23 protein-coding genes and 2 tRNA genes are annotated in these 25,207 nt (G+C 68.7%); 12 read left to right on the top strand and 13 right to left on the bottom strand.

What is annotated here, in order from left to right; genetic code table 11:
• Positions 1-148: 148 nt before the first annotated feature.
• Together ACX80F_RS07095 and ACX80F_RS07090 are read right to left on the bottom strand one after the other, a co-directional pair.
• Positions 149-1,570: an NAD(P)-binding protein gene (locus ACX80F_RS07095; protein WP_459335687.1), complete on the bottom strand. Its 1,422-nt coding sequence runs from the start codon at positions 1,568-1,570 to the stop codon at positions 149-151.
• A gap of 57 nt (positions 1,571-1,627) precedes the next feature.
• The gene (locus ACX80F_RS07090; protein ID WP_459335686.1) at positions 1,628-2,068 is read right to left on the bottom strand and encodes an arsenate reductase ArsC; all 441 of its coding nucleotides are present in this window, start codon (positions 2,066-2,068) and stop codon (positions 1,628-1,630) included.
• Positions 2,069-2,170: 102 nt separating this feature from the next.
• On the opposite strand from ACX80F_RS07090, the gene ACX80F_RS07085 reads away from it, so the two are divergent.
• The 3 genes from ACX80F_RS07085 to ACX80F_RS07075 all read left to right on the top strand — a co-directional run bounded on the left by ACX80F_RS07085 (position 2,171) and on the right by ACX80F_RS07075 (position 4,631).
• A complete protein-coding gene (locus ACX80F_RS07085) occupies positions 2,171-2,536 on the top strand; it encodes an ArsR/SmtB family transcription factor (RefSeq protein ID WP_459335685.1) in 366 nt (121 codons plus the stop codon).
• Between the two features lie 63 nt (positions 2,537-2,599).
• Complete coding sequence (locus ACX80F_RS07080; RefSeq protein ID WP_459335684.1) at positions 2,600-3,022, top strand: arsenate-mycothiol transferase ArsC; 423 nt, start codon at positions 2,600-2,602, stop codon at positions 3,020-3,022.
• A gap of 82 nt (positions 3,023-3,104) precedes the next feature.
• Positions 3,105-4,631, top strand: a complete 1,527-nt coding sequence (locus tag ACX80F_RS07075; protein ID WP_459335683.1) for an arsenic transporter — start codon at positions 3,105-3,107, stop codon at positions 4,629-4,631.
• Positions 4,632-4,677: 46 nt separating this feature from the next.
• On the opposite strand, the gene ACX80F_RS07070 is transcribed toward ACX80F_RS07075, so the two are convergent.
• The gene (locus ACX80F_RS07070; RefSeq protein WP_459335682.1) at positions 4,678-5,076 is read right to left on the bottom strand and encodes a MerR family transcriptional regulator; all 399 of its coding nucleotides are present in this window, start codon (positions 5,074-5,076) and stop codon (positions 4,678-4,680) included.
• A 133-nt stretch (positions 5,077-5,209) separates the two neighbouring features.
• Between ACX80F_RS07070 and ACX80F_RS07065 the strand changes: the two genes are divergently transcribed.
• Together ACX80F_RS07065 and valS are read left to right on the top strand one after the other, a co-directional pair.
• Positions 5,210-6,733, top strand: coding sequence for a SulP family inorganic anion transporter (locus ACX80F_RS07065; RefSeq protein WP_459335681.1), 1,524 nt, complete (start codon positions 5,210-5,212; stop codon positions 6,731-6,733).
• Positions 6,734-6,820: 87 nt separating this feature from the next.
• Positions 6,821-9,445 (top strand): valine--tRNA ligase, encoded by a 2,625-nt coding sequence (gene valS, locus ACX80F_RS07060; RefSeq protein WP_459335680.1) that lies wholly within the window; start codon positions 6,821-6,823, stop codon positions 9,443-9,445.
• A gap of 67 nt (positions 9,446-9,512) precedes the next feature.
• On the opposite strand, the gene ACX80F_RS07055 is transcribed toward valS, so the two are convergent.
• Positions 9,513-10,130, bottom strand: coding sequence for a mycothiol-dependent nitroreductase Rv2466c family protein (locus ACX80F_RS07055; RefSeq protein ID WP_459335679.1), 618 nt, complete (start codon positions 10,128-10,130; stop codon positions 9,513-9,515).
• A 212-nt stretch (positions 10,131-10,342) separates the two neighbouring features.
• On the opposite strand from ACX80F_RS07055, the gene ACX80F_RS07050 reads away from it, so the two are divergent.
• The gene (locus tag ACX80F_RS07050; RefSeq protein ID WP_459335678.1) at positions 10,343-11,818 is read left to right on the top strand and encodes a glyceraldehyde-3-phosphate dehydrogenase; all 1,476 of its coding nucleotides are present in this window, start codon (positions 10,343-10,345) and stop codon (positions 11,816-11,818) included.
• A gap of 55 nt (positions 11,819-11,873) precedes the next feature.
• On the opposite strand, the gene clpX is transcribed toward ACX80F_RS07050, so the two are convergent.
• The 5 genes from clpX to ACX80F_RS07025 form a co-directional block, all read right to left on the bottom strand.
• Complete coding sequence (gene clpX, locus ACX80F_RS07045; protein ID WP_459335677.1) at positions 11,874-13,166, bottom strand: ATP-dependent Clp protease ATP-binding subunit ClpX; 1,293 nt, start codon at positions 13,164-13,166, stop codon at positions 11,874-11,876.
• Between the two features lie 163 nt (positions 13,167-13,329).
• Positions 13,330-14,004 (bottom strand): ATP-dependent Clp protease proteolytic subunit, encoded by a 675-nt coding sequence (locus ACX80F_RS07040; RefSeq protein ID WP_459335676.1) that lies wholly within the window; start codon positions 14,002-14,004, stop codon positions 13,330-13,332.
• A gap of 46 nt (positions 14,005-14,050) precedes the next feature.
• Entirely contained in the window at positions 14,051-14,677 is a 627-nt protein-coding gene (locus ACX80F_RS07035; RefSeq protein WP_277621623.1) for an ATP-dependent Clp protease proteolytic subunit, read from the bottom strand.
• 245 nt (positions 14,678-14,922) lie between these two features.
• Positions 14,923-16,461 (bottom strand): trigger factor, encoded by a 1,539-nt coding sequence (tig, locus tag ACX80F_RS07030; RefSeq protein WP_459335675.1) that lies wholly within the window; start codon positions 16,459-16,461, stop codon positions 14,923-14,925.
• Positions 16,462-16,530: 69 nt separating this feature from the next.
• Positions 16,531-16,604, bottom strand: a tRNA-Pro gene (locus ACX80F_RS07025).
• Between the two features lie 113 nt (positions 16,605-16,717).
• On the opposite strand from ACX80F_RS07025, the gene ACX80F_RS07020 reads away from it, so the two are divergent.
• A tRNA-Gly gene (locus ACX80F_RS07020) sits at positions 16,718-16,788 on the top strand.
• Between the two features lie 33 nt (positions 16,789-16,821).
• Here ACX80F_RS07020 and ACX80F_RS07015 read toward each other — a convergent pair.
• The gene (locus ACX80F_RS07015; protein ID WP_459335674.1) at positions 16,822-17,703 is read right to left on the bottom strand and encodes an Fpg/Nei family DNA glycosylase; all 882 of its coding nucleotides are present in this window, start codon (positions 17,701-17,703) and stop codon (positions 16,822-16,824) included.
• Entirely contained in the window at positions 17,696-18,166 is a 471-nt protein-coding gene (locus ACX80F_RS07010; RefSeq protein ID WP_459335673.1) for a ribose-5-phosphate isomerase, read from the bottom strand. The genes ACX80F_RS07015 and ACX80F_RS07010 overlap by 8 nt, the downstream gene beginning before the upstream one ends.
• Before the next feature lie 214 nt (positions 18,167-18,380).
• Here ACX80F_RS07010 and pepN point away from each other — a divergent pair, with 214 nt between their 5' ends.
• The 4 genes from pepN to ACX80F_RS06990 all read left to right on the top strand — a co-directional run bounded on the left by pepN (position 18,381) and on the right by ACX80F_RS06990 (position 22,724).
• Positions 18,381-20,930: an aminopeptidase N gene (gene pepN / locus ACX80F_RS07005; protein WP_459335907.1), complete on the top strand. Its 2,550-nt coding sequence runs from the start codon at positions 18,381-18,383 to the stop codon at positions 20,928-20,930.
• Positions 20,931-21,012: 82 nt separating this feature from the next.
• Complete coding sequence (locus ACX80F_RS07000; RefSeq protein WP_459335672.1) at positions 21,013-21,492, top strand: OsmC family protein; 480 nt, start codon at positions 21,013-21,015, stop codon at positions 21,490-21,492.
• A 105-nt stretch (positions 21,493-21,597) separates the two neighbouring features.
• Complete coding sequence (locus tag ACX80F_RS06995; protein ID WP_459335671.1) at positions 21,598-22,233, top strand: mechanosensitive ion channel family protein; 636 nt, start codon at positions 21,598-21,600, stop codon at positions 22,231-22,233.
• On the top strand, positions 22,230-22,724 hold the full coding sequence (locus tag ACX80F_RS06990) for a globin (protein WP_459335670.1): 495 nt from the start codon (positions 22,230-22,232) through the stop codon (positions 22,722-22,724). Before ACX80F_RS06995 ends, ACX80F_RS06990 begins: the two co-directional genes overlap by 4 nt.
• 7 nt (positions 22,725-22,731) lie before the next feature.
• On the opposite strand, the gene ACX80F_RS06985 is transcribed toward ACX80F_RS06990, so the two are convergent.
• Together ACX80F_RS06985 and ACX80F_RS06980 are read right to left on the bottom strand one after the other, a co-directional pair.
• On the bottom strand, positions 22,732-23,388 hold the full coding sequence (locus ACX80F_RS06985) for a hypothetical protein (protein ID WP_459335669.1): 657 nt from the start codon (positions 23,386-23,388) through the stop codon (positions 22,732-22,734).
• The gene (locus tag ACX80F_RS06980; RefSeq protein WP_459335668.1) at positions 23,385-23,858 is read right to left on the bottom strand and encodes an acyl-CoA thioesterase; all 474 of its coding nucleotides are present in this window, start codon (positions 23,856-23,858) and stop codon (positions 23,385-23,387) included. The genes ACX80F_RS06985 and ACX80F_RS06980 overlap by 4 nt, the downstream gene beginning before the upstream one ends.
• Positions 23,859-24,042: 184 nt before the next feature.
• On the opposite strand from ACX80F_RS06980, the gene tesB reads away from it, so the two are divergent.
• Positions 24,043-24,963 carry an acyl-CoA thioesterase II gene (tesB, locus tag ACX80F_RS06975; RefSeq protein ID WP_459335667.1) on the top strand — a complete coding sequence of 307 codons (921 nt, stop codon included), beginning with the start codon at positions 24,043-24,045 and terminating at the stop codon, positions 24,961-24,963.
• The last annotated feature ends 244 nt before the right edge of the window (positions 24,964-25,207 follow it).

Here is a 25,207-nt window from a genome sequence, read left to right as displayed (position 1 = left end):
GCTGTCCTTCCTGGTGCACCGACCGGCAGGCGGGTCCGCCCGCCGGAGTCGCTACTGGTCCCCGGCTCACCCGGTGGTACGGGTCAGTGGGCCGGGTCAGTGGGCCGGGTCAGTAGTCCGGGTCAGTATTCCGGGTCAGTATTCCGGGTCAGTATTCCGGGTCGCCCGACCGCCCATGGGCGGTCCCGGTGGGGAAGCCGACGCTGACGAGTTCCGGTGCGCCGCAGCATCCGGCGTCGGCAGTGACCTCGGGTTCCGCATCCGCTGCAGCAGGGGCGTCACAGGACCCGGCGAGGTCCGTGCTGCACACGCCGGTTTCGGGGAGCTGGAGCTGCAGGCGGGAAGCGGCCGCGGTGTCGCCGGCGATCGCGGCGGTGACGGAACGGACCTGCTCGTACCCCGTGGCGAGCAGGAACGTGGGTGCCCGCCCGTAGGACTTCATTCCGACCAGGTAGAAATCCTTCTCAGGATGGGCCAGGACGTCCGCGCCGTGGGCGGGGACCGTCCCGCAGGAGTGGAACTCCGGGTCGATCAGGGGGCCGAGCGCCCGCGGCGCTTCCACTGCGGGATCGAGATCCAGCCGCAGCTCGCGCAGGATGTCCAGATCCGGCCGGAAGCCGGTGGCCGGAACCAGGACGTCGACGTCGACCGTGCGGACGCCGTCCGGTGTCGACGCCGTCACCGCCAGGCGCGACCCGCTCCGGGCGAGCGAGGTGATGGTGAAATCCGTGATCAGTTCGACGACGCCGTCACCGACGAGGGTCCTGAGGCGGCTGCCGAGGGCGCCGCGGGCGGGCAGACCGTCGAGGTCCCCTCCGCCGTAGAGTCGTTGAGCCGACCCGCTCCCGCGGACCGCCCACAGAATCCGGGTGCCGGGCTCGTTCCTGGCGACCTGTCCCAGGTTGATGAGCGTGTTCGCGGCCGAGTGGCCGGCACCGACGACCAGAACCGTCCTTCCGGCGAAGCGCTCCCGTTCTGCTCCGACGACGTCGGGGAGCGCGGAGGTCACCAGATCGGTCACGGTGTCCTCGCCGGGCGCCGGCAATCCCGACTGGCCGAGAGGGTTGGGCCGGTCCCACGTACCCGAGGCATCGATGACCGCGCGGACAGCATGGTCGGTGGTGCCCTCGGGAGTGGTGACGCGGACGAGGAAGGGCGTCGTGTCGCGTCCCTTGGTCCTGGTCTTGTCCATGCCGAGGCGGGTGACGGCCGTGACGGAACTGTTGAAACGGAGCGTCCTCGCGATGGCCGGGATCGCGGCGAGGGGCTCGAGGTAGGACTCGACCAGATCGTGCCCGTATGGCAGGGCGGTCGGGCGTGGTGCGGTCCAGCCCGTGGGTTCGAGCAGGCGTCGGGCGGCGGGATCGATGTCGTACTCCCAGGGCGAGAAGAGGCGGATGTGCGCCCACTGCCGGATCGCGGATCCGACCCTCCCTCCCTGCTCGAAGACGATCGGGGTGAACCCCTGCTCGAGCAGGTTCGCGGCGGCGGACAGTCCGATGGGTCCGGCGCCGATCACCGCGACCGGCAGGTCGGTCGCAGAGGTGGGTAGATACGCGATGTCAGGCATGGCTGGTCTCCTCGTCGAGTGTGGCGGCGATGCTTCGGGGCGTCCGCGAGCGCGGGGTCAGGTGGTGGGCAGGAGTTCGCTGATGAGCTGCTGGATGCGTCCCCTGATCTCGTCGCGGATAGGGCGGACCGATTCCACGCCCTTGCCGGCGGGGTCCTCGAGGACCCAGTCCTCGTACCGCTTGCCGGGGAAGTAGGGGCACTCGTCGCCGCAGCCCATGGTGACGACGACGTCGGAGGCCTTCACGGCGTCGGTCGTGAGGATTTTCGGGGTCTCCGCGGTGATGTCGATGCCTTCCTCCCTCATCGCCTCGACGGCGGCGGGGTTGACCTGGTCGGCGGGCTGCGATCCGGCGGAGAGGACCTCGATGCGCCCCGCGGACAGGTGGTTCAGGTACGCCGCGGCCATCTGTGACCGGCCGGCATTGTGCACGCAGACGAACAGGACCGAGGGCTTCTTCTGATCGGGGGTCGTCGTGACTGCTGGTTCGGCGCTCATGTGCATCCTTCGTTCGTGGCGTGTCCCATGACATCGACTGTCTTCGATTCCGAGTATGGGCAAGGATATCGACGAATGTCAATGTATGAGTATGCTGGGGGCATGACGACGATCTCCGGACCCGGACCGGTTTCCGCCAGACCCGATGGGGGGCGCTGCTGCGTACCATCCGGGGCTCCCGCCATGAGCGCGGATCGGGCCGAGGCGCTGTCCCGGCAGTTCAAGGCCATCGCCGACCCGAACCGGCTGCGCCTCGTGTCGCTCATCTCCGCGAGCGCGGCCAACGAAGCGTGTGTGTGCGACCTCACCGAGCCGCTGGATCTCGGCCAGCCGACGGTGTCCCACCACCTGAAGATCCTCGTCGACGCCGGAATCCTGCACCGCGAAAAACGTGGCGTCTGGGCGTACTACTCGCTCGTGCCCGGAGCCCTGAACGCCCTCGCCGGCGTCCTCACCGAGGACCGGTAGCCGGCACCGACCCGCGCCCTCCAGAACCTGTCCACCGACTTTTCGACGAATCGAGAACCCCCCGTGAGCTATAAGGCGGACACACCCCACATCCTGTTCGTGTGCGTCAAGAACGGCGGCAAGTCCCAGATGGCGGCCGGCCTCATGGACAAGGTCGCCGGCGACTCGGTGACGACAGCGTCGGCGGGGTCGAACCCGGGCTCCTCCGTCAATGCTCTCTCCGCCGAAGTCCTGGCCGAGGTCGGCGTCGACATCAGCCGGAACATCCCCCGCCAGATCACCGCCGAGGACCAGGGCCGGGCGGACGTCGTCGTGATCCTCGGCCCCGAAGCGCAGGTCGACGAGGTCGGGGGCACGCGCTACGAACGGTGGACCACCGACGAGCCCAGCGAGCGCGGGATCGGCGGCATCGAACGCATGCGCCTGGTCCGCGACGACATCCTCGCCCGCGTCACCGCCCTGCACGCCACCCTCACCGCCGAGTAGGGCCTCCTCGGCCTGCAGTCCTCCTTCGCTCGTCCCTGCCCGTGTTCTTCCGTGAGTTCCTCCTGCTAGGAGTCCTGCTGCCATGACCGTGGTCGCCATCCTGATCTTCCTCGCCACCCTGACCCTCGTCATCTGGCAACCCAACGGCCTCGGCATCGGCTGGTCCGCCCTCGGCGGGGCCGCACTCGCCCTGATCACCACCGTCGTGAGCCTGTCGGACATCCCCATCGTGTGGGACATCGTCTGGAACGCGACCTTCGCGTTCGTGGCGATCGTGATCATCTCGCTGATCCTCGACGAGTCCGGATTCTTCACCTGGGCCGCCCTCCACGTCGCCCGCTGGGGCCGGGGCAACGGGGTGCTGCTGTTCACCCTCATCGTCCTGCTCGGCGCCGCGATCGCGGCAGTGTTCGCCAACGACGGAGCGGCGTTGATCCTCACCCCGATCGTCATCCAGATGCTCCTCGCCCTGAAGTTCCCGGCCAGGGCATCCCTCGCGTTCGTCATCGCGTGCGGGTTCATCGCCGACGCCGGCAGCCTCCCCCTGGTGGTGTCGAACCTGGTGAACATCGTCACCGCGGACTTCTTCGACATCAGCTTCGCCCGGTACGCCGTCGTCATGGTCCCGGTGGGCCTCGTCTCCGTCGCCGCCAGCCTCGGCGTCCTCCTCCTGTTCTTCCGGAAGGCCATCCCGCGCCACTACGACGTCGGCGCCCTCGCGACCCCCCGATCCGCCATTGCGGACCCCCTGACCTTCAGGACCGGTTGGGTGATCCTCGGGGTCCTGCTGATCGGCTACTTCGCCGCGGACCCCCTCCACATCCCGCTCTCCGCCGTCGCGGGCCTCGGCGCGCTCGTCCTCATGATCGTCGCCTCCCGCCGACCCGCCTTCCTGTTCTCCCGCACGAGCATCCTCACAACCACCGTGGCACGGCACGCGCCCACGCCAGAGCCGACTGATGCGCGGGTCGCGGACCTCGACTACGAGACGGTCGGCGCGGCTCACCTCTCGACGACGTCAACCGGCACCGCCGGTGCCCCTGCCGGCACCGGCCTGAACCCCCACGGTGCCGCACCGGCCACAGGAGGCGCGGGTGCTGTCGCGCTCGCGGACGGGAGGATCTCGGTTCCGCGCATCCTGAGGGAAGCGCCCTGGCAGATCGTCCTGTTCTCCCTCGGCATGTACCTCGTGGTGTACGGGCTGAAGAACCAGGGCCTCACCGACGAACTCGCCGGCGTCTTCTCGGCGATCGGCTCCGACGGCGTCCTGATCACCGCCCTCGGTGTGGGTGTCATCGTCGCGGTCCTCGCGTCCCTGATGAACAACATGCCCACCGTCCTCATCGCGTCCCTCGCGATCGGGTCCGCGGGCGCCACGGGCCTCACGCACGAAGCGATGATCTACGCCAACGTCATCGGCTCCGACCTCGGTCCGAAGATCACGCCGATCGGCAGCCTCGCGACCCTCCTATGGCTCCACGTCCTGGACCGCAAGGGGATCCACATCGGGTGGGGCCAGTACTTCCGCATCGGCATCGTCCTCACTCTCCCGGTCCTCCTCATCACGCTCGTCGCCCTCGCGGGATGGCTCACGGTCGTCGGGGTCTGACCTTCCCGCGCCTTTCAGTCCGGACGCGAAGGGAGTATCCCGTGCATCAGTAGCGGCCGAGGACGTCGATGAACTCGTCGGCGCGTGCGAGGGTCTCGATCAGCTTTGCCCGCCGCTCCACGGCTGATGCGCGGAAAACGGCAAGCTGAGCGCGCAGTTCGGCTGCGTCGGTGGCATCCTCCGCCCCCTGTAGGGCGTCCAGGACGGCCAAGAGGTCCTTCATCTCCTCGAGGGTGAAGCCCAGCGGCTTCATGCGGCGGATCACCATGAGCCGCTCGAGGTCCTGCTCGGTGTAGACGCGGAAACCGCCCTCCGTGCGCGCCGTTGCCGGCAGGATGCCGACCTCGTCGTAGTGGCGGATCGTCCGCAGGGACAGACCCGTGCGCTCGGCGAGCTCGCCGATGTGCATGGTCCGGCGCCCCGCGGTATGGGCTGCGTCGGTCATGGCCACCTTTCTTTCGCCGCAACTCTACCCTTACGTTAGGGTTGGTTGCGGACCGGTCCCGCACAGCGGCGTGCGTCGTCGTCCAAACATTCTCCTTCCCGCACAGTCGGGACGAACGCACGAAGGATCTGCCATGTCAGTAGCCGCACCCACCACGCCGACCGAACTCACCCCGGTCGAGCGGCAGTCCGTCGCCAGGACCCTGCGGAACCCGCGCCTGCTGAAGACCGAGGTCCTCGCCGGCCTCGTCGTCGCCCTCGCCCTGATCCCCGAGGCCATCGCCTTCTCGATCATCGCGGGCGTCGACCCGCGGCTGGGCCTGTTCGCCTCGTTCACCATGGCGGTCTCCATCGCCTTCCTCGGCGGACGCCCGGCCATGATCTCCGCGGCGACCGGCGCGATCGCCCTGGTCATCGCCCCGCTGGTAGCCAGCCACGGCGTGGACTACTTCATCGCCGCAGTGATCCTCGGCGGGATCTTCCAGGTGATCCTCGGGATCACCGGCGTCGCCCGGCTCATGCGCTTCATCCCCCGCTCCGTCATGGTGGGCTTCGTCAACGCCCTGGCCATCCTGATCTTTCTGTCGCAGGTCCCCGAGCTCGTCGACGTACCCTTCCTCGTGTACCCGATGGTCGCCGTCGGCCTGCTGATCGTCTTCGGTCTGCCGCGGCTCACCAGGGCCGTCCCCGCACCCCTGGTCGCCATCGTGGTCCTGACCGTGTTCGCGGTCCTCGCCAACGTGCTCGTCCCGACCGTCGGGGACAAGGGTGAACTGCCCGAGAGCCTGCCGTCCCTGTTCTTCCCCAACGTGCCACTGACCCTCGAGACTCTCCAGATCATCGCCCCCTTCTCCCTGGCGCTGGCCGCCGTCGGGCTCCTCGAATCACTCATGACCGCGAAACTCGTCGACGACATCACCGACACGCGCTCCAACAAGACCCGCGAGTCCTGGGGCCAGGGCACGGCGAACATCATCACCGGATTCTTCGGCGGCATGGGCGGCTGCGCCATGATCGGCCAGACCATGATCAATGTGAAGGCCTCCGGCGCCCGGACCCGGATCAGTACCTTCCTCGCCGGGATCTTCCTGCTCATCCTCGTGGTCGCCCTCGGTGGCATCGTCGCCCTGATCCCCATGGCCGCCCTCGTCGCCGTCATGATCTTCGTCGCCATCGCCACCTTCGACTGGCACAGCATCCAGCCCTCCACCCTGAAGCGGATGCCCAGGAGCGAGACCACCGTCATGCTCGCCACCGTCATCGTCACCGTGTGGACGCACAACCTCGCCATCGGCGTCGGCGTCGGCGTGCTCGTGGCCATGGTCGCGTTCGCCCGCCGCGTCGCCCACTTCGTCACCGTCGAACGCACCGAAAGCACCATGGACGGCGACCGGCACGCCACCTACACGGTCGACGGCGAGCTGTTCTTCGCCTCCTCCAACGACCTCTACACCCAGTTCGAGTACGCCACCGATCCCCACCGGGTCACCATCGACCTGCACGGCTCCCACCTCTGGGACGCCTCCACCATCGCCGCCCTGGACGCCATTACCGAGAAGTACCGCACCCACGGCACCGAGGTCACGATCGTCGGACTCAACGAGGCCTCCACGATGATGCGCGAGCGCCTCGGCGGGAAGCTCGGCGCCGGCCACTGACCGGGTGAGCCGCGATCAGCCGGAGCACTTCGCCCGCGGAAGCCGCTGTCGTGCCGGAGTCCGCGGGCAGTAGGGAACAATGGAGGAATGGCCGACACAACCCAGGGCACAGACACGCCCTCCCCCCAGCCCGTTTCCGTCCCCGACAAGCCCGCGCTCGAGGGCCTCGAGGAGAGACTGTCCCGCCAGTGGCGCGAGGACGGCACCTACGCCTTCAACCGGGACACGACGCGCGAGGACGTCTACTCGATCGACACTCCCCCGCCCACGGCATCGGGATCGCTCCACGTGGGCCACATGTTCTCCTATACGCAGACCGATGTCATGGCGCGGTTCAAGCGCATGCGCGGCGCCAACGTCTTCTACCCGATGGGCTGGGACGACAACGGGCTGCCCACCGAGCGCCGCGTCCAGAACTACTACGGCGTCCGCTGCGACCCCTCCGTACCGTATGACGCCGACTACCGGCCTCCCGCCGAGCCTGCGAAGAATCAGCGGGACTTCGACGCCGTCTCACGGAAGACCTTCATCGAACTCTGCGAGGAGTTGGCGGTCGAGGACGAGTTGGTCTTCGAGAACCTCTTCAGCACCCTGGGCCTGTCGGTCGACTGGGACCTGACGTACCGGACCATCGACGACACCTCGCGCGCCGTCTCGCAGCGCGCCTTCCTCGAGAACCTCAAGGCCGGGGACGCCTACCTGGCGGAAGCACCCACCCTGTGGGACGTCACCTTCCGTACCGCGGTCGCGCAGGCCGAACTCGAGGACCGCGAGCAGCCCGGCGCCTACCACCGCATCGCATTCCACGCCCCCGACGGTTCGCGGATCCACATCGAGACCACCCGTCCCGAGCTGCTCCCCGCCTGCGTCGCCCTCGTGGCGCACCCCGACGACGAGCGCTACAAGCCGCTCTTCGGCACCACCGTCACCAGCCCGCTGTTCGACGTCCAGGTCGAGATCAAGGCACATCCCCTGGCGAAGCCCGACAAGGGCAGCGGGATCGCCATGATCTGCACGTTCGGCGACCTGACCGACGTCACCTGGTGGCGGGAGCTGCAGCTGCCGACCCGCGCCGTCGTCGGCCGTGACGGCCGGCTCCGTGCCGAGGCACCGGAGTGGATCGCGACCGAGAAGGCCCGTGAGAACTACGGTCAGCTGGCCGGCAAGACCATCTTCAGCGCCAAGGAAGCCGTCGTCGCCCTGCTCCGCGAGAGCGGGGACCTCGAGGGCGAGCCGAAGAAGATCGTGCACCCGGTCAACTTCTACGAGAAGGGCGACAAGCCCCTCGAGGTCGTGACCAGCCGCCAGTGGTACATCCGCAACGGCGGGCGCGACGCCGCCAAGCGTGACGCCCTCATCCAGCGGGGACGCGAGATCGACTTCCACCCTGCCTTCATGCGCTCCCGCTACGAGAACTGGATCGAGGGGCTGAACGGGGACTGGCTCGTCTCCCGCCAGCGCTTCTTCGGCGTCCCCGTCCCCGTCTGGTACCGCCTGGACGCCGACGGCGAGCCGGAGTACGAGGACCCGATCATCCCGGCCCTGGAGTCCCTGCCCGTCGATCCGGCCGCCGACCCGGCGCCGGGCTTCGAGGAGTCCGCCCGCAACCGGCCCGGCGGCTTCGTCGGTGACAACGACGTGCTGGACACGTGGGCGACGTCGTCCCTGACCCCGCAGATCGTGGGCGGCTGGGCGCGCGACGAGGACCTCTTCGGGAAGGTGTTCCCGTTCGACCTGCGCCCGCAGGGGCACGACATCATCCGCACCTGGCTGTTCTCGACGGCGGTCCGGGCCGACGCCCTCCAGGACTCGGTGCCGTGGAAGCACGCGGCCCTCTCCGGCTGGATCCTCGACCCCGACCGCAAGAAGATGTCGAAGTCCAAGGGCAACGTGGTGGTCCCGACGGACGTCCTGGAGCAGTTCGGCGCGGATGCGGTGCGCTACTGGGCCGCGTCGGCGAAGCTCGGCGCGGACACCGCGTACGAGGTGAACCAGATGAAGATCGGTCGGCGCCTGGCGATCAAGCTGCTCAATGCCTCGAAGTTCGTCCTCAACCTCGGGGTCACCGAGGCGTCGGTCGGCGCCGGTGCCCTGGACCGCGTCTCGAACGCGCTGGACACCTCCCTGCTCGTCCAGCTCCGCACGGTAACCGAGCAGGCCACGGCCGCCTTCGAGAAGTACGACTACGCCCGTGCGCTCCAGCTCACCGAGTCCTTCTTCTGGACCTTCACGGACGACTACGTCGAACTGGTCAAGGACCGCGCCTACGGCGATGCCGATGACGCGGGGACGCAGTCCGTCCAGGCCGCGCTGGCGACGACCCTGGACGCCCTGCTGCGCCTGTTCGCGCCGTTCCTGCCGTTCGCCACCGAAGAGGTCTGGAGCTGGTGGCGCGAGGGATCGGTCCACCAGGCGGCCTGGCCCGGCGCCGACGCGCTCACGGCACTGCCGGACACGGCCGACGCCGGCGTCCTCACGTCCGTGGCCCTGGCCCTCGGAGGGATCCGGAAGGCGAAGTCGGAGGCCAAGGTCAAGCAGCGCACCGAGGTGGAGCGTGCCGTCGTCACGGCGTCCGCCGCCCAGGTGGGGCAGATCCGCGCCGGCCTGGCCGATCTCCTCTCAGCCGGTAATGCCAGGGACCTCGAGGTGGTCGAAGGGGACGGCGCGCTGAGCGTCTCCCAGGTCGAGCTGGTGCCGCAGCCCGCGGAGTAGGGCCGCCCAACCCAGGAGGGGACCCGCCGGTGGCGGGTCCCCTCCCGGGCTTGGTGGCAGCAGGCTCCTAGTCGAACCGCGGGCTCTCCGTGCGGGAGCGCTTGAGTTCGAAGAACCCGGGGAACTCGGACATCATGACGGCGCCGTCGAAGATCCGGCCGGCGTCCTCCCCGCGCGGGATTCGGGTGAGCACCGGACCGAAGAACGCCGTGCCGTTGAAGGCCACGACCGGCGTGCCGACCTCGTCGCCCACGCGGTCGATGCCGTCCTTGTGGGAAGCGCGCAGCTGGGCGTCGAACTCATCGGTGTGCGCATGGGCGGCGAGTTCCGCCGGCAGGCCCACCTCTTCCAGCGACTCGCGGATCACGACGTCGAAGTCCCGGTTCTCGCCGATGTGGATGCGGGTGCCCATCGCGTCGTACAGCTTCTTGATGTACTCGTCCCCGTGCAGCTCGGCTGCGGCGATGATCACGCGCACCGGCCTCCACCCCTGCAGCATCATGGCCTGGTAGTCCTCGGGCAGGTCGCGCCCCTCGTTGAGGACGGACAGGCTCATGACGTGCCAGGCGACCGAGATGTCGCGGACCTGCTCCACCTCACCGATCCAGCGGGAGGTGATCCAGGCGAACGGGCACAGGGGGTCGAACCAGAAATCGGCTTTCTCGACGGACGTGGACGTGTTCATGCGTGGTGCTCCTTCAGGGGTCGGGGAGGCCGGGGCCTTTTCCGGTGCAACCCGCACCGACGACCCACTATTCCGGCCGAATTGGTGCGGGCCCGCACAAGGCGGTCTAATGAAAGGACACGACCAGTCGAGGATGCCTGGCGCTATCCCTGCGTCGCCATCGGGCTGGATGAGCACGCACCGGTGACCCCGGTGTTGAAAGGGACGCCGCTGTGCAGCACCACCGGACCGAGACGCACGACACCTGGTTGGACCGCGAGGCCCTCGCCGAGGCCATGATCCCGCTCATCGGGCGGCTGTACCGGGACAACAACGTGGTGACCAGCATCCACGGACGCAGCCTCATCAACAAGTCGACGATGAGCATCCTCAAGGCGCACCGCTTCGCCCGCCGCATCACCACCGAGGAGCTCCACCTCGAGGACACCGCTCCCCTGCTGCAGCTGCTCGCCGATCTGGACCTCGGGGCAGCCGCGATCGACATCGGACGCCTCCGTTCCGCCTACGACCGGGCCGGGGACGGCCGCACCCTCGAGGAGTTCGTACGCGCCGAGCTCGCGGACATCGTGGGCCAGGGCGGACGCGACGAGCGCACGAGCACCGACGTCGTCCTGTACGGCTTCGGCCGGATCGGGCGCCTCGTGGCCCGGCTGCTCATCGAGAAGGCCGGTGGCGGCCACGGGCTGAGGCTGCGGGCCGTCGTCGTCCGCCGGGGCTCGGACAACGACCTCGCCAAGCGCGCGAGCCTGCTGCGCCGCGATTCGGTGCACGGCCCCTTCGAAGGGACCATCCAGGTGGACGAGGCGTCGAACACGATCACCGCCAACGGGATCTGCATCCAGGTCATCTACTCCGACGACCCGGCATCCATCGACTACGAGGCCTACGGCATCCACGACGCGATCGTCGTGGACAACACCGGCCGCTGGCGCGACGCCGACGGCCTGTCACAGCACCTGAAGAGCCGCGGGGTGGCCAAGGTCCTGCTGACGGCCCCCGGCAAGGGCGCCCTGAAGAACATCGTGCACGGCATCAACCACCACGCCATCGAGGACACCGACCGCATCGTCACCGCGGCGTCCTGCACCACCAACGCGATCACGCCCGTCCTCAAGGCGGTCAACGACCGCTTCGGCGTGGTTCACGGGCACGTGGAGACCGTCCACTCCTTCACCAACGACCAGAACCTGATCGACAACTTCCACCGCGGCGACCGGCGCGGGCGCTCGGCTGCGCTCAACATGGTCCTCACCGAGACGGGCGCGGCGACGGCGGTGGCGAAGGCCCTGCCGGAACTGGCGGGCAAGCTGACCGGAAGCTCCATCCGCGTGCCGACCCCGGACGTCTCGATCGCCATCCTCAACCTGACCCTCGAGCACGGGACCACGAAGGAGGAGGTCAACACGTACCTCCGCGAGATGTCCCTGCATTCGGGCATGCGCAAGCAGGTGGACTACATCGACAGCCCGGAGGTGGTCTCGACGGATTTCGTCGGCTCGCGGCGCACGGGCATCGTCGACGGGCTCGCGACGATCGCCGACGGCACCTACGTCGTCCTGTACGTCTGGTACGACAACGAGTTCGGGTACAGCTGCCAGGTGGTGCGGGTCCTCGAGGAGATGGCGGCGGTGCATCCGCCGTCGTACCCCGCTGCGGACACCGACGCCGCGGTGGTGGCCAACGCCTGACGCGCAGACCTGCGGGAGGCCCGGCCAACCGGCCGGGCCTTTTGCCTGCGGGCTGTCAGGCCGACTTGTTGCGGCGCTTCGACGCCACCTCGTGCGAGATGAGGGTGGGTTCGGCGCGCTTGGCGACGACGTCCTCGGTGATGACCACCGTGGCGATGTCCTCACGGCTCGGGAGGTCGAACATCACCGGGAGGAGGACCTCCTCCATGATGGCGCGGAGCCCGCGCGCACCGGTTCCCCGGTCCAGCGCGAGGTCTGCGATGGCCTCGAGGGCCTTCGGTTCGAGGACGAGTTCGACGCCGTCGAGCAGGAACATCTTCTGGTACTGCTTCACCAGGGCGTTCTTCGGTGCGGTCAGGATCTGCATGAGCGCGGGCCGGTCGAGGTGCGTGACGGTGGTGATGACGGGCAGCCGGCCGATGAACTCGGGAATCAGGCCGAATTTCAGCAGATCCTCCGGCATGACATCCCCGTAGCTCGCCTCCTCGTTCTTGAGGGAGCTCAGGGGTGCACCGAAACCGATGCCCTTGCGGCCCGCACGGGAGCCGATGATCTCCTCGAGGCCGGCGAACGCGCCGGCGACGATGAAGAGCACGTTCGTGGTGTCGATCTGGATGAATTCCTGGTGGGGGTGCTTCCGCCCGCCCTGCGGGGGAACGGAGGCCACGGTGCCCTCGAGGATCTTCAGCAGCGCCTGCTGCACACCCTCGCCCGAGACGTCGCGCGTGATCGACGGGTTCTCGCTCTTGCGGGAGATCTTGTCGATCTCGTCGATGTAGATGATGCCCTGCTCGGCCTTCTTGACGTCGTAGTCGGCGGCCTGGATGAGCTTCAGCAGGATGTTCTCGACGTCCTCGCCGACGTAGCCGGCCTCGGTGAGGGCCGTGGCGTCCGCGACGGCGAACGGCACGTTCAAGCGGCGGGCGAGGGTCTGGGCGAGGTAGGTCTTGCCGCACCCGGTGGGGCCGATGAGGAGGATGTTGGATTTGGCGATCTCGACGTCCTCGGCCTCGACGGCGTCGGCGAGGGTGCCGGCGGCGCGGGGACCGTTGCCCGACTGGATGCGCTTGTAGTGGTTGTAGACGGCGACGGCGAGGGAGCGCTTCGCGGGCTCCTGGCCCACGACGTACTCCTGCAGGAAGTCGAAGATCTCGCGGGGCTTCGGAAGCTCGAACGTCCCGAGGTCGGCGACCTCGGACAGCTCTTCCTCGATGATTTCGTTGCACAGGTCGATGCACTCGTCACAGATGTACACACCGGGGCCGGCGATCAGTTTCCGGACCTGCTTCTGGCTCTTCCCGCAGAAAGAGCACTTGAGCAGATCCGTGCTCTCACCAATGCGAGCCATGGTTCAATCCCCTTAGGTATATCGCGATTGCTATGACCACTGTAGGCCACCCGGCTGCGGGAGCCAGTATCAAAAGGCCCGTGGTGCCGTACGGCACCACGGGCGAGGAGCGGGTCGGGCGGCGGATCCCGGGGCCGTCTCGACCCCCGGATCCGCCGTCCTGCTACGGGGTGTTGATCTTCGGCGGGGTGATCTTCCGCGAGGTCAGGACCTCGTCGACCAGCCCGTACTCGACGGCGTCGGCCGCGGTGAGGATCTTGTCGCGCTCGATGTCGATGTTGACCTGCTCGGAGCTGCGCCCGGAGTGGAGTGCCAGCGTGTCCTCGAGCCAGGTGCGCATACGCATGACCTCGTTGGCCTGGATCTCCAGGTCGGAGGCCTGCCCGCCCTGCCCTCCGGAGAGTGCCGGCTGGTGGATCAGGACACGGGCGTTCGGCAGGGCCAGACGCTTGCCGGGTGCCCCCGCGGCCAGCAGGACCGCTGCCGCACTGGCGGCCTGGCCGAGGCAGACGGTCTGCACCTCGGGCCGGATGAACTGCATGGTGTCGTAGATCGCCGTCATGGCCGTGAACGAGCCACCGGGCGAGTTGATGTAGAGGGTGATGTCGCGCTCGGGGTCCGTGGACTCGAGGACGAGCAGCTGGGCCATGACGTCGTCGGCGGAGGCGTCGTCGACCTGGGTGCCGAGGAAGATGATGCGGTCCTCGAACAGCTTGGTGTACGGGTCCTGGCGCTTGAAACCGTAGGGCGTGCGCTCTTCGAACTGGGGAAGGATGTAGCGGCTGGTCGGCAGGTTCTGCGCCGACGATCCCGCTGCTGCCTGGAATTCGTGGTTCATGGTGTCTCCTGTAGGACGACTGGTGAAGAAAGGGACGGGGCGCGGACTAGGCGGTCTGGTCGGTTCCGCCGCCGCCGGCCACGGAGCCCGAGTGCGCGGAGATGTGGTCGAAGAACCCGTACTCGAGCGCCTCCTGGGCCGTGAACCACTTGTCACGGTCGTTGTCCTTCAGGATCTTCTCGACGGTCTGGCCCGTCTGGTCCGCGGTGAGCTCGGCCATGACCCGCTTCATGTGCAGGATCAGCTCGGCCTGGATGCGGATGTCCGTCGCGGTTCCACCGATGCCGCCGGACGGCTGGTGCATCAGGATCCGGGCGTGGGGCGTCGCGTAGCGCTTGCCCTTCGTGCCCGAGGAGAGCAGGAACTGGCCCATGGATGCGGCGAGGCCGGTGGCCACGGTGACGACGTCGTTCGGAATGAACTGCATGGTGTCGTAGATCGCCATCCCGGCGGTCACCGAACCACCGGGCGAGTTGATGTAGAGGAAGATGTCGCGCTCGGGATCCTCCGCCGACAGCAGCAGGAGCTGTGAGCAGATGGCGTTCGCGTTGTCGTCGCGAACCTCGGAACCGAGCCAGATGATGCGCTCCTTGAGGAGCCTGTTGTAGATGTAGTCGTCACGACCGCCCATCTCGGGGCCGGCCATGCTCGGGGTGCTTGGTTCGGTTGCCATGTGCTTGACCTCTCACTCTGGCGGGCCGTCGCCGCTTCGGCCGACCCGTCCGTTTGTCTCTTCTTGGACACTAACCCGCAGGTCCGACGAATTGCTCCCGCGTCGGGAACTGTTCGCTGACGGCGCACGGTGGCGCCGCCGCGGCGCGGACGGTGTTCGCCGAGGGCTTCCGCTCGTTCCCCGAGGGCTTAAAGAAGCAGCGGTGCCGCTGCCCGAAGGCTGCGGCACCGCTGACTGTCTGCTGGCTACTCGGAGGCCGCCTTCTTGCGCGGCGCCCTCTTCTTCTTCGGCGCCTCGGAGGCCTCGGGCTCCTCGACAGCTTCGGAGGCCGCGGCCTCGGGGGCCTCTGCCTCGGTGGCCTCGGTGTCCGTTCCCTCAGCCTCGGGGGCTGCGGCCTCGGGGGCCTCTGCGGTCTCGGCTGCCTGACCGTCCTCGACGACGTCCTGGTCCGCCTCGAGGTCGTCCGCGCTGACGGTCTCCGCGTCGTCGCCGACGGGGCGGACGAATTCGCTGAGGTCGACGGCGGCACCCTTGGTGTCCGTGACGGTCGCGTACTCGAGGACCTTCGCGAGGGCCTTGCGGCGGCGCACCTCACCGACGATCATCGGGACCTGGCCGCTCTGGTCGAGCATCTGGGCGAACTGGTTCGGCTCCATGCCGTACTGGCCGGCCGTCGAGACGATGTAGTCGATGAGTTCGGGCTGGCTGACGCCGACCTCTTCCTTCTCGGCGACGGCGTCGAGGATGACCTCGTTCTGGAAGGCGCGCTCCGTGTTGGTCCGGATCTCCGCGCGGTGCTCCTCGGAGTCGTGGTTCTCGCCGGCGCTGTGGGCGTTCTCGCCGTTGAAGTGCTGCTCGAGCTGCTCCGCGATGACGCTCTCGGGGACCGGCACGGCGACGAGCTCCACGAGCTTGTCGAGCACCTTGTCGCGCGCCTCGACGCCCTGGTCCATGAGCTTGGACTCGGAGGCCTGCTTCGCCAGATCGGCGCGCAGCTCCTCGGCGGTGTCGAACTCGGACGCCAACTGGGCGAACTCGTCGTCGACCTCGGGGAGTTCGCGCTCCTTCACGGCCTTGACGACGACCTTGACCTGCGCGTCGGCGCCGGCGTGCTCGCCGCCGGCCAGCTTGGTCTCGAAGGTCGCGTCCTCGTCGGTGGAGAGCCCGGTGACGGCCTCGTCCATGCCTTCGAGCATGGTGCCCGAGCCGATCTGGTAGGAAAGGTCCTGGGCCGAGTCGACCTCGTCGTCGCCGACCGATGCGGTCAGGTCGATGGTGAGGAAGTCGCCGTCCTGGGCGGGACGGTCGACGGCGATGAGGGTGCCGAAACGCCCGCGCAGCTCGTCCATGGCCTTCTGGAGGTCCTCGTCGGATGCCTCGACGGGCTCGACGGTGACCTCGATGCCCTTGTAGTCGGGCAGTTCGATCTCCGGGCGGATGTCCAGCTCGACGCTGAACGTCAGCTGGCCGTCCTTCTTCGCGGGATCGGGGACCTCGGAGATCTCGACCTCGGGGCGGCTGAGGGGACGGATCTTCGTCTCCTGCACGGCGCTCTGGTAGAAGCCGTTGAGGCCGTCGTTGATGGCGGTCTCGATGACGTAGCCGCGACCCACGCGCTGGTCGATGAGCTGCTGCGGAACCTTGCCCTTGCGGAATCCTGGAACCTGCACCTGGGTTGCGATGGTCTTGTAGGCCTCGTCGATGCTGGGCTTCAGTTCCTCGAAGGGTACCTCAACGGTCAGCTTCACCCGGGTGGGGGAAAGGGTTTCAACAGCGCTCTTCACAGCGTAGGACTCCTGAGATGATTGGGATTGGTTCTGCAGCGGAGGCACTTTCCTCATCACACAACAGAGTCGGGGTGACAGGAGTTGAACCTGCGACTTCCTGCTCCCAAAGCAGGCGCTCTACCAAGCTGAGCTACACCCCGTAAGTGCGAGTGCCAGTCTACGCACCTTTACGGCGACCTCGCACATTTGGCGATAGCGCTGCGGCTGTGATGTAGTTATAGGCGTTCCACGGGGCTCCGGAAGGTGCCCTTGCGGGGATGTAGCTTAATGGTAAAGCCTCAGTCTTCCAAACTGATTACGCGGGTTCGATTCCCGTCATCCCCTCGCTGCCCGGACCTGAGGTCCGGGCTTTCGTGGTTAATGCTCCTGGCACTGCGGGCACCAGTAGACGTTCCGCGCCGCCATCTCGGCGGTGAGGATCGGGGTTTCGCAGCGGCGGCACGGCTGACCCGTCCGCTTGTAGACGTAGTGCGGGGCGGAGCGTTTCGGGCGCCCGTTCCGTGCCTCCGGCGTCGTCGTGACGATGCGCCCGTCCCGCACACCGTCCTTCATCAGCCGCACGGTGTCGGCCCAGAGACCGTCTGCTTCGTCGTCGCGCACCTGCTTGCCCGGTCGCCACGGGTTGATGCCCTGCAGGAACAGCACCTCCGCCCGGTAGATGTTGCCGATCCCGGCGATCACCGCCTGGTTCATGAGCTGGGTGCCCACGGGGGTGACGCTGGACATCAGCTTCCGCGCGAACACGGCGCCGTCCGAGCGCGGCTGGAGGGGGTCGGGGCCGAGCTTCGCGCGGGCGGCCTTCTCCTCCGCCGCGGTGATCACCTCGCAGGCGGTGGGCCCCCTGAGGTCCGCCCAGCCGTGCGCCGACACGAGGCGGACCCGGACGGCGCCGACGGGCGCGGGAGGTCCGGCGTAACCCGAGGTGGCGCCGTCGTCGGAGGCTTGCTCCGACTCCCCCACCCGGCGGGGGGCTCCGATGCTCGAGGCCCCGCGGAACGTCTCGTCGCCGCCGAAGGTCCACGCCCCGTAGAGGCCGAGGTGCACGCGCAGGACCCTCCGATTGTCGAAGCGGAGGAACAGCTGCTTGCCGTGCGCGAGCGCGCTGAGCAGCGTGGCGCCGTCGAGCTGCTCGGCCCCGGCGGCGAACCGTCCCTGCGGGCTCGAGACGGCGAGCGCCTCACCGGTGAAGACGGAACCGAACTGGCGGGCGAGCCGATGGACCGAATGGCCCTCAGGCAACGCTTCCCGTTTCCTCGAACCGGGCCACCTGCGCGATCCTGCGGCTGTGCCGCTCTGCCCCGCTGAACGGCTCGGCGAGGAACGCCTCGATGATGGCGGTCGCCTCCGCCACGGAGTGCTGCCGTCCACCGACCGCGACGACGTTCGCGTCGTTGTGCTGGCGTGCCAGGCGTGCGGTGTCGAGGCTCCAGGCGAGGGCGGCCCGGATGCCGCGCACCTTGTTCGCCGCGATCTGCTCCCCGTTCCCGGAACCGCCGAGCACGATGCCCAGGGCCTCGATGCCCGCGTCCTGGTCCGCCACGACGGCCTGAGCGGCGTCGATGCAGAACGAGGGGTAGTCGTCCTCCGGATCGTAGGCGGCCGGGCCGTGGTCGACGACGTCGTGGCCCGCAGCGGTGAGGTGCGAGAGCAGGTGGGCGCTCAGCTCCATGCCGGCGTGGTCGGTGGCGAGGTGGACGCGCATGATGATCGGTTCCTTCGGGAGGGCGCCGGGAAAGGGCCGGCGGGGCTGCGGGAGTGTCCGCGCAGCGGGACGGGACGCTTCCAGCCTAGACCGCGGGCGCGGAGGGGTCGACGTGCTTGCGGCCGCCGGGCAGAGTGGGAGAATCGAACGTGCGCGTAACCCCCATCACACGCGGCGACCCCGAACCCCACCCTGGAGGCGATCCTTGCCCGGTCTGAACCTGACGCGCGACGAAGCACGTACGCGCGCCGATCTGCTCACCGTCCACTCCTACGACGTCACCCTCGACCTGACACGCGGTGAGCGCGTGTTCCGCTCCACGACGGTGGTCTCGTTCGACGCACACCAGGGCGCCACGACGTTCATCGACGCCGTGACGGACACCGTGCACCGTGTGGAACTGAACGGCGTCGCGCTGGACCCGTCGGAGGTCGCGGACGGCGTCCGGATCCAGCTTCCCGTGGTCGCCGCGAGCAACGTCCTCGTCGTCGAGGCCGACATGCTCTACATGAACACCGGGGAGGGCCTCCACCGCTTCACCGATCCCGTGGACGGGGAGGTGTACCTCTACACCCAGTTCGAGGTCCCGGACTCACGCCGCGTGTTCACCGTCTTCGAGCAGCCCGACCTGAAGTCGACGTTCCGCTTCTCGGTGACCGCTCCCTCGCACTGGGACGTCATCTCAAACACCGCCACGCCTGAGCCCGTCCAGGCAGGGTCCGACGCCGACGGCGGCGCCTCCACCTGGTCCTTCGAGCCCACGCCCGTCATGTCGTCCTACGTGACCGCGCTGATCGCCGGCCCCTACCAGTCGGTGCGCAGCGAACTGACCAGCTCGGACGGCCGCACCATCCCGCTCGGGGTGTTCGCCCGGAAGTCCCTCATGCAGTACCTGGACGCGGAGAACATCTTCGCCCTGACGCGCCAGGGCTTCGCCTTCTACGAGGAGCAGTTCGGCACGCCCTACCCGTTCGCGAAGTACGACCAGCTGTTCGTGCCCGAGTTCAACGCCGGCGCGATGGAGAACGCGGGCGCCGTCACGTTCGTGGAAACGTACGTGTTCCGCTCCCGTGTGCCGGACGCGACGGTCGAGCGGCGCGCCATCACCATCCTCCACGAGCTGGCCCACATGTGGTTCGGTGACCTCGTCACCATGCGCTGGTGGAACGACCTCTGGCTGAACGAATCCTTCGCCGAGTTCATGTCCACCCTCGCAGCCGCGGAAGCCACGGAGTTCGAGCAGGCGTGGACCACGTTTACGATGCTCGAGAAGGGCTGGGCCTACCGCCAGGACCAGCTGCCCTCCACCCACCCCATCGTCGCCCGGATCAACGATCTCGAGGACGTGCAGGTCAACTTCGACGGCATCACCTACGCCAAGGGCGCGTCCGTGCTCAAGCAACTGGTGGCGTGGGTGGGCCAGGAGGAGTTCATGCAGGGCGTGCGCCAGTACTTCGCGAAGCACTCCTGGAAGAACACGGAACTGGTGGACCTGCTGTCCGAGCTCGAGGCGGCCAGCGGCCGGGACCTGAAGGCGTGGTCCGCCCTCTGGCTCGAGACCGCCGGCGTCAACACGCTCCGCCCCGAGTTCTCCACGGACGACAGCGGCACGATCACCTCCTTCGCGATCCTGCAGAGCGCGATCGAGGCGTTCCCGACCATCCGGCCCCACCGTCTCGCCGTCGGCTTCTACGACCACGACGACGACGGCGCCCTCGTCCGTGTGCACCGGGTCGAACTCGACGTCGACGGCGGGCGCACCGAGGTGCCGGACCTCGTGGGCCGAAAGCAGCCCGCCCTCGTGCTCCTGAACGACGACGACCTCGCCTACGCGAAGATCCGCCTCGACCCGGCCTCCCTGCGCACCTCGGTGCGGCATGTGAAGGACTTCCGCGATTCGCTCCCCCGCACCCTCGTCCTCGCCTCGGCATGGGATGCCGCCCGCGACGGCGAGACCCCCGCCCGCGACTACGTGGAACTCGTGCTGCAGAACATCGGCGCGGAATCGGACTCGTCCGTGGTCCTCGTGCTGCTCAGGCAGCTCGCCGCGACCCTCGCGTTCTACGTCCGCCCGGAGGACCGTGAACCGATGGGTGACGCCGCGGCGGACAGCCTGCTGGACCTCGCCCTCGCCGCCGACGCGGGCTCCGACGCCCAGCTGCAGTTCACGAAGGCCTTCTCCGCCCACGCCCGCACGGCGCCCCAGCTGGACACCGTCCAGGCCCTGCTCTCAGGCGACCACGTGCCCGAGGGACTCGTGGTGGACCAGGACCTGCGGTGGGAGCTGCTCACCAGCCTCGTGGCGGGCGGTCGCGCCGGGGAGCGGGAGATCGACGCCGAACTCGCCACGGACTCGACGGCGACCGGCGAGCTCGCGGCGGCCGCGGCCCGGGCGGCAGTACCGACCCCCGAGGCGAAGGAGGCGGCCTGGGCCGCGCTCGTCGGCTCCGCAGACCTGCCGAACGCCGCCCAGCGGTCGATGATCGGAGGGTTCACGCGCGTCCACGACCGTTCGCTCCTTGAGCCCTTCATGGAGCGGTACTTCGCCTCGATCCAGGAGGTCTGGGCGACCCGCACGCACGAGATCGCCCAGCAGATCGTCGTGGGCCTCTACCCGTCGCTCCTGACCACGCAGGACACGCTGGACCGCACGGATGCCTTCCTCGAAACCCTCGGGGAGGAATCCCCCTCACTCCGGCGCCTGGTGCTGGAGAGCCGGGACGGCGTCGACCGCGCCCTGAGGGCGCAGGCCGCCGACCGGTAGGCACCCCGGGCGGGGAGGAGCATCGTCCTCCCCGCCCGGCACCTGCTGCCCCTCTCCGGCGGACCGGCGTTAGGGTCGTGTCATGAACCTGCAGGAACACTCCTACGCCGCGCGTGTCCGCTGGACCGGGAACCTCGGCACCGGCACGTCCGGATACCGCGCCTACAGCCGCGACCACGAGGTGGAAGTGGACGGCCCGGGTGTCCTGGCCGGCACGGCCGACCCCACGTTCCACGGGGCGAAGGACCGCTGGAACCCCGAACAGCTGCTGCTGACCGCCGTCGTGCAGTGCCACATGCTGTCCTACCTGCACGTCGCGGTGAAGGCCGGCGTCGTCGTCACCGGGTACCGGGACACGGCGACGGGCACCATGCGGCTCAACCGGGACGGCAGCGGCGAGTTCACGGGGATCGTCCTGCACCCCGTCGTCGAGCTGCAGGACGCCGCCCAGTCCGGCCTCGCGGACTCCCTGCACGCGGAGGCGAACCGCCTGTGCTTCATCGCCCGGTCCCTGAACTTCCCGGTCCATCACGAGCCCACGTCCGCCGCGGCCCCGCGCTGAACGGAACCGGGACCGCTCCGGCTCCGCTGTAACCTGTTAAGGCATCCCTACGCCTACCGCGCCCTTCTCCGGCGGACCCCGGATGCCCGCACGAAAGCGATTCCCATGACATTCCTCGACTCCCTCGGCTATGGCGGCCAGGTCCTCGGCGCCCTGGTCATCCTGATCGGCGCCCTGATCCTCTGGCTCGTGATCCGCGCCCTGATCAACCGGTCGGTCAAGCGTGTCCAGAGCGGCTACAGCGTGTTCAAGAAGCCGCACTTCAAGTGGGCCCAGCCCGCGCTGCGCCCCTTCGACAGCGCCCGGCGCGTCCAGCGTGCGGAGACGATCGGCGGCCTGCTGTCGAGCGTGGCAGCGCTGACCATCGCGATCATCGCTGGCCTCATGGCCATCGACACCCTCGGCTTCAACATCGGGCCCATCCTGGCCAGCGTCGGCATCGTCGGCATCGCCATCGGCTTCGGCGCGCGCGAGGTGATCCGCGACGCCTTCCTCGGCTTCTTCATCACGATCGAGGACCAGTACGGTATCGGCGACACCATCGAGGTCGGAGACACCGTCGGCGTGGTCCAGTCCCTCGGCCTGCGCATCACCCGCATGGTCGATCAGGACGGCGCCATCTGGTACGTGCGGAACGGGGACATCACCAAGGTGGGCAACCGGTCGCAGGGTGACTACGTGGAACCAACGCCCGAGCCCGCGCCCCCGGCAGCACCCGCCCTCGTCCAGGAGCAGTCATGAACACGCAGGACCCGCAGCAGGCACCGGACGCGACCCCTCCCGTTCCGGGGGCACGGACGGCGCTGCCCGTGGAACGGCTCGTCGCCGCCGGGCAGGGCTTCACCCAGCCGCAGTACACCGACAACTTCTACGACGCCGTGGGAGGCCACCCCACGTTCGTACGGCTGGTCGATGCCTTCTACGACGGCGTGGCGGAGGACGACGTGCTGCGTCCCATGTACCCCGAGCAGGATCTCGGTCCCGCGAAGAAACGCCTGCTGCTGTTCCTCGAGCAGTACTGGGGCGGGCCGAAGACCTACGGGGAGCAGCGGGGCCATCCGCGGCTCCGCATGCGGCACATGCCGTTCCGGGTGGGGCCGCAGGCACGCGACCGGTGGCTGCAGCACATGCGCGCCGCCGTGGACACCCTGGACCTCGCTCCCCTGCACAAGGCCACCCTGTGGGACTACCTCGAGCGCGCCGCACACTCGATGGTGAACGCCGCCGACTGACGACCGGTCAGAGGACGGCGGCGGCCCGGACGAGGACATGACCGCGCGCCGTGCTGACCCGGGACCAGCGTCCGTTCGTGTGGACGGTCGCCGACGTCCCGGGCTGCAGGAAGCCGAGGCTGAACGCCCCGAAGGCCGCTCCGGCCGGGACGGCACCGGGCACACCGTCCAGGGGGCGCCCCCACACGGCGATCCTCGCGCTGCTCACCAGGGGCGCGCCCGCGCGTTCGGGCAGGCTCCGGGCCACCTCGGCGATGCCCCGGTGGGCCGCCTGGTCGAGGACTTCCGCCGCCACGGTCCCGGCCGCATCCCACCCCGACCGGGGAGGAAGGACGCCGGCCCAGGTCTCGGTGACCGTCACGGTGGGCACCGGGAACACGACGTCGCCCTCGGGCATGCGGGCGAGCCGGTCGAGGACCGAGCCGAGCGCGACGGTGGTGTCGACGTCGGCCTGCTCGTCCAGCGCCATGGTCCTGAGCCCGAGCACGGTAGGGACGGCCTCGCCCAGCACGGTGGGACGGAGGGTGCAGACGTACGCCGCGAGGACCCGGCCCGCGCTCACGAGTCTCATGCCGGCGTCGTCGCCGGCCCTGGCACGGGCGGTGAAGGTCCGCAGGTCGGCGACGGTCTGCGGGTCAGCGAAGCGCAGGGACGGGGAGGTCACGCCCGCACCCCGGCGCGGGCGCGGCGGAAGGGGACCGCCGGGCCCTGCCAGGACCGGAGGATCGTCTTCTGGCCGTCGGAGAGACGCACAGGACGGCCCGTGCTGCGGCCGACCAGCACCATCGTGGTGGCGGCGACCGCACTGGCGGTGCTCCCCTCTTCCGCCACCCGGTCGCGCACCGTGTAGCCGAGCTCGAAGCTGGAGCCGCCAACAGCGGTGACCCAGAGATCGACGGCGGCCGGCTCCATGCTCACGCTCAGTGGCGAGAGATACTCGATCTCCTGCCGGCCGACGAGTGTGTAGTGGTCGGGGTCGATCAGCTCCATGAAGGAACCATCGGGCCGTGGCTCGTGCATCAGCGACAGGCGCGCGTCCTCGAGGAACTGGAGGAAGCGGACATTGTTGACGTGGCCGTAGGAATCCTCGTCGCCGAACCGCAGCTGGAGGGGAAAGGTGTGCACCGGGGACATAGCGCCATCCTCTCAAACCCGGCCGCCGCCCGACGATTCGCCGCGGCCCGCCGAACCCGTGTGAGGAACACCATGGCCGCGGCCGCGTGCCCGTATTGAGTGCTCATGGAGCGGCGTCTACTGTCAGTAGGTGCCCGGGAGCGACTGCTTCCACCGCCCCCGCCCTACGAGGAGACACCGAACCATGGCAGAACACGCGCCAGCATCAGAGGCACCGGCGCAGGGAGGTCAGGCGAAGGACCCCACCCGTGCGCTCCTCGACCTGCTCGACCTCAGCAGTGCCGAGGGGGCGCAGACCGACGAGGAGATCTTCGTCGGCAGCTCCGCCCGCCAGCCGGGCCGGCGCGTCTTCGGCGGCCAGGTGCTGGCACAGTCCCTGATCGCCGCGATGCGGACGGTCGAGCCCACGCGTGAGGTCCACTCCATGCACGGCTACTTCCTGCGGGCCGGAGACGCGGACCAGCCCATCACGTTCGGCGTCCAGCGGCTGCGGGACGGGCGCTCGTTCTCCGCCCGCCGCACGCACGCCTACCAGAACGGCGTGCCCATCCTGTCCATGATCGCCTCGTTCCAGGAGCCCGACGACGGCGTCACCCACCAGGACACCATGCCCCAGGGCATGCCCGATCCCGAGAGCCTGCCGTCGACGGCCGAACTCCTCGGCGCGTTCGACCATCCCGTCGCGCAGGCCTGGGCCTTCGACCGGCCGTTCGACATCCGGCACGTGGACGCACCGCTGTACCTGTCCAACGAAGGGTCCCGGGAGCCGCGGAACGCCGTCTGGATGCGCAGCCTCGGGCCCATGCCCGACGATCCGAACATCCACCGTGCCGCCCTCGCGTACGCGAGCGACTACACGCTGCTCGAATCGATCCTGCGACCCCACGGACTGAGCTGGATCCAGCCCGGCATGAACGTGGCGAGCCTCGACCACGCGATGTGGTGGCACCGCCCCGTGCGGGTCGACGAGTGGCTGCTCTACGTCCAGAGCTCCCCCAGCGCGTCCGGGGCCCGCGGCCTCGCCGCCGGCCGCATCTACGACCGCAGCGGTGCGCTGGTGGCGAGCGTGGCCCAGGAGGGCATGGTTCGGATCCCGTCCGCCTGACACCCGGCCCGCAGACGCAGGAAGGGACACGGCAGGCGCTGAACTGCTCCCCGGAAGTTGGACTGAGAAATTCAGTTTCGACTCCCGGGGAGCTTTTTCATGGATGCACGTAGTTCGTTGTCGGTGGAGCAGTGTGAGGCCGCTGTAGCGTGGTTTGAGAAGGGCATCGCGGATATGGGCGTGTCGACGTTGCTGGGTGTGGCTCGTCAGCCGGTCGGGCGTTTGTACCAGCGGTGGAGGATCC

Source organism: Arthrobacter sp. TMS2-4 (genome assembly GCF_054511075.1).
The sequence above is the reverse complement of the archived record's forward strand: the minus strand, read 5'-3'. Positions and strand labels throughout refer to the sequence as shown.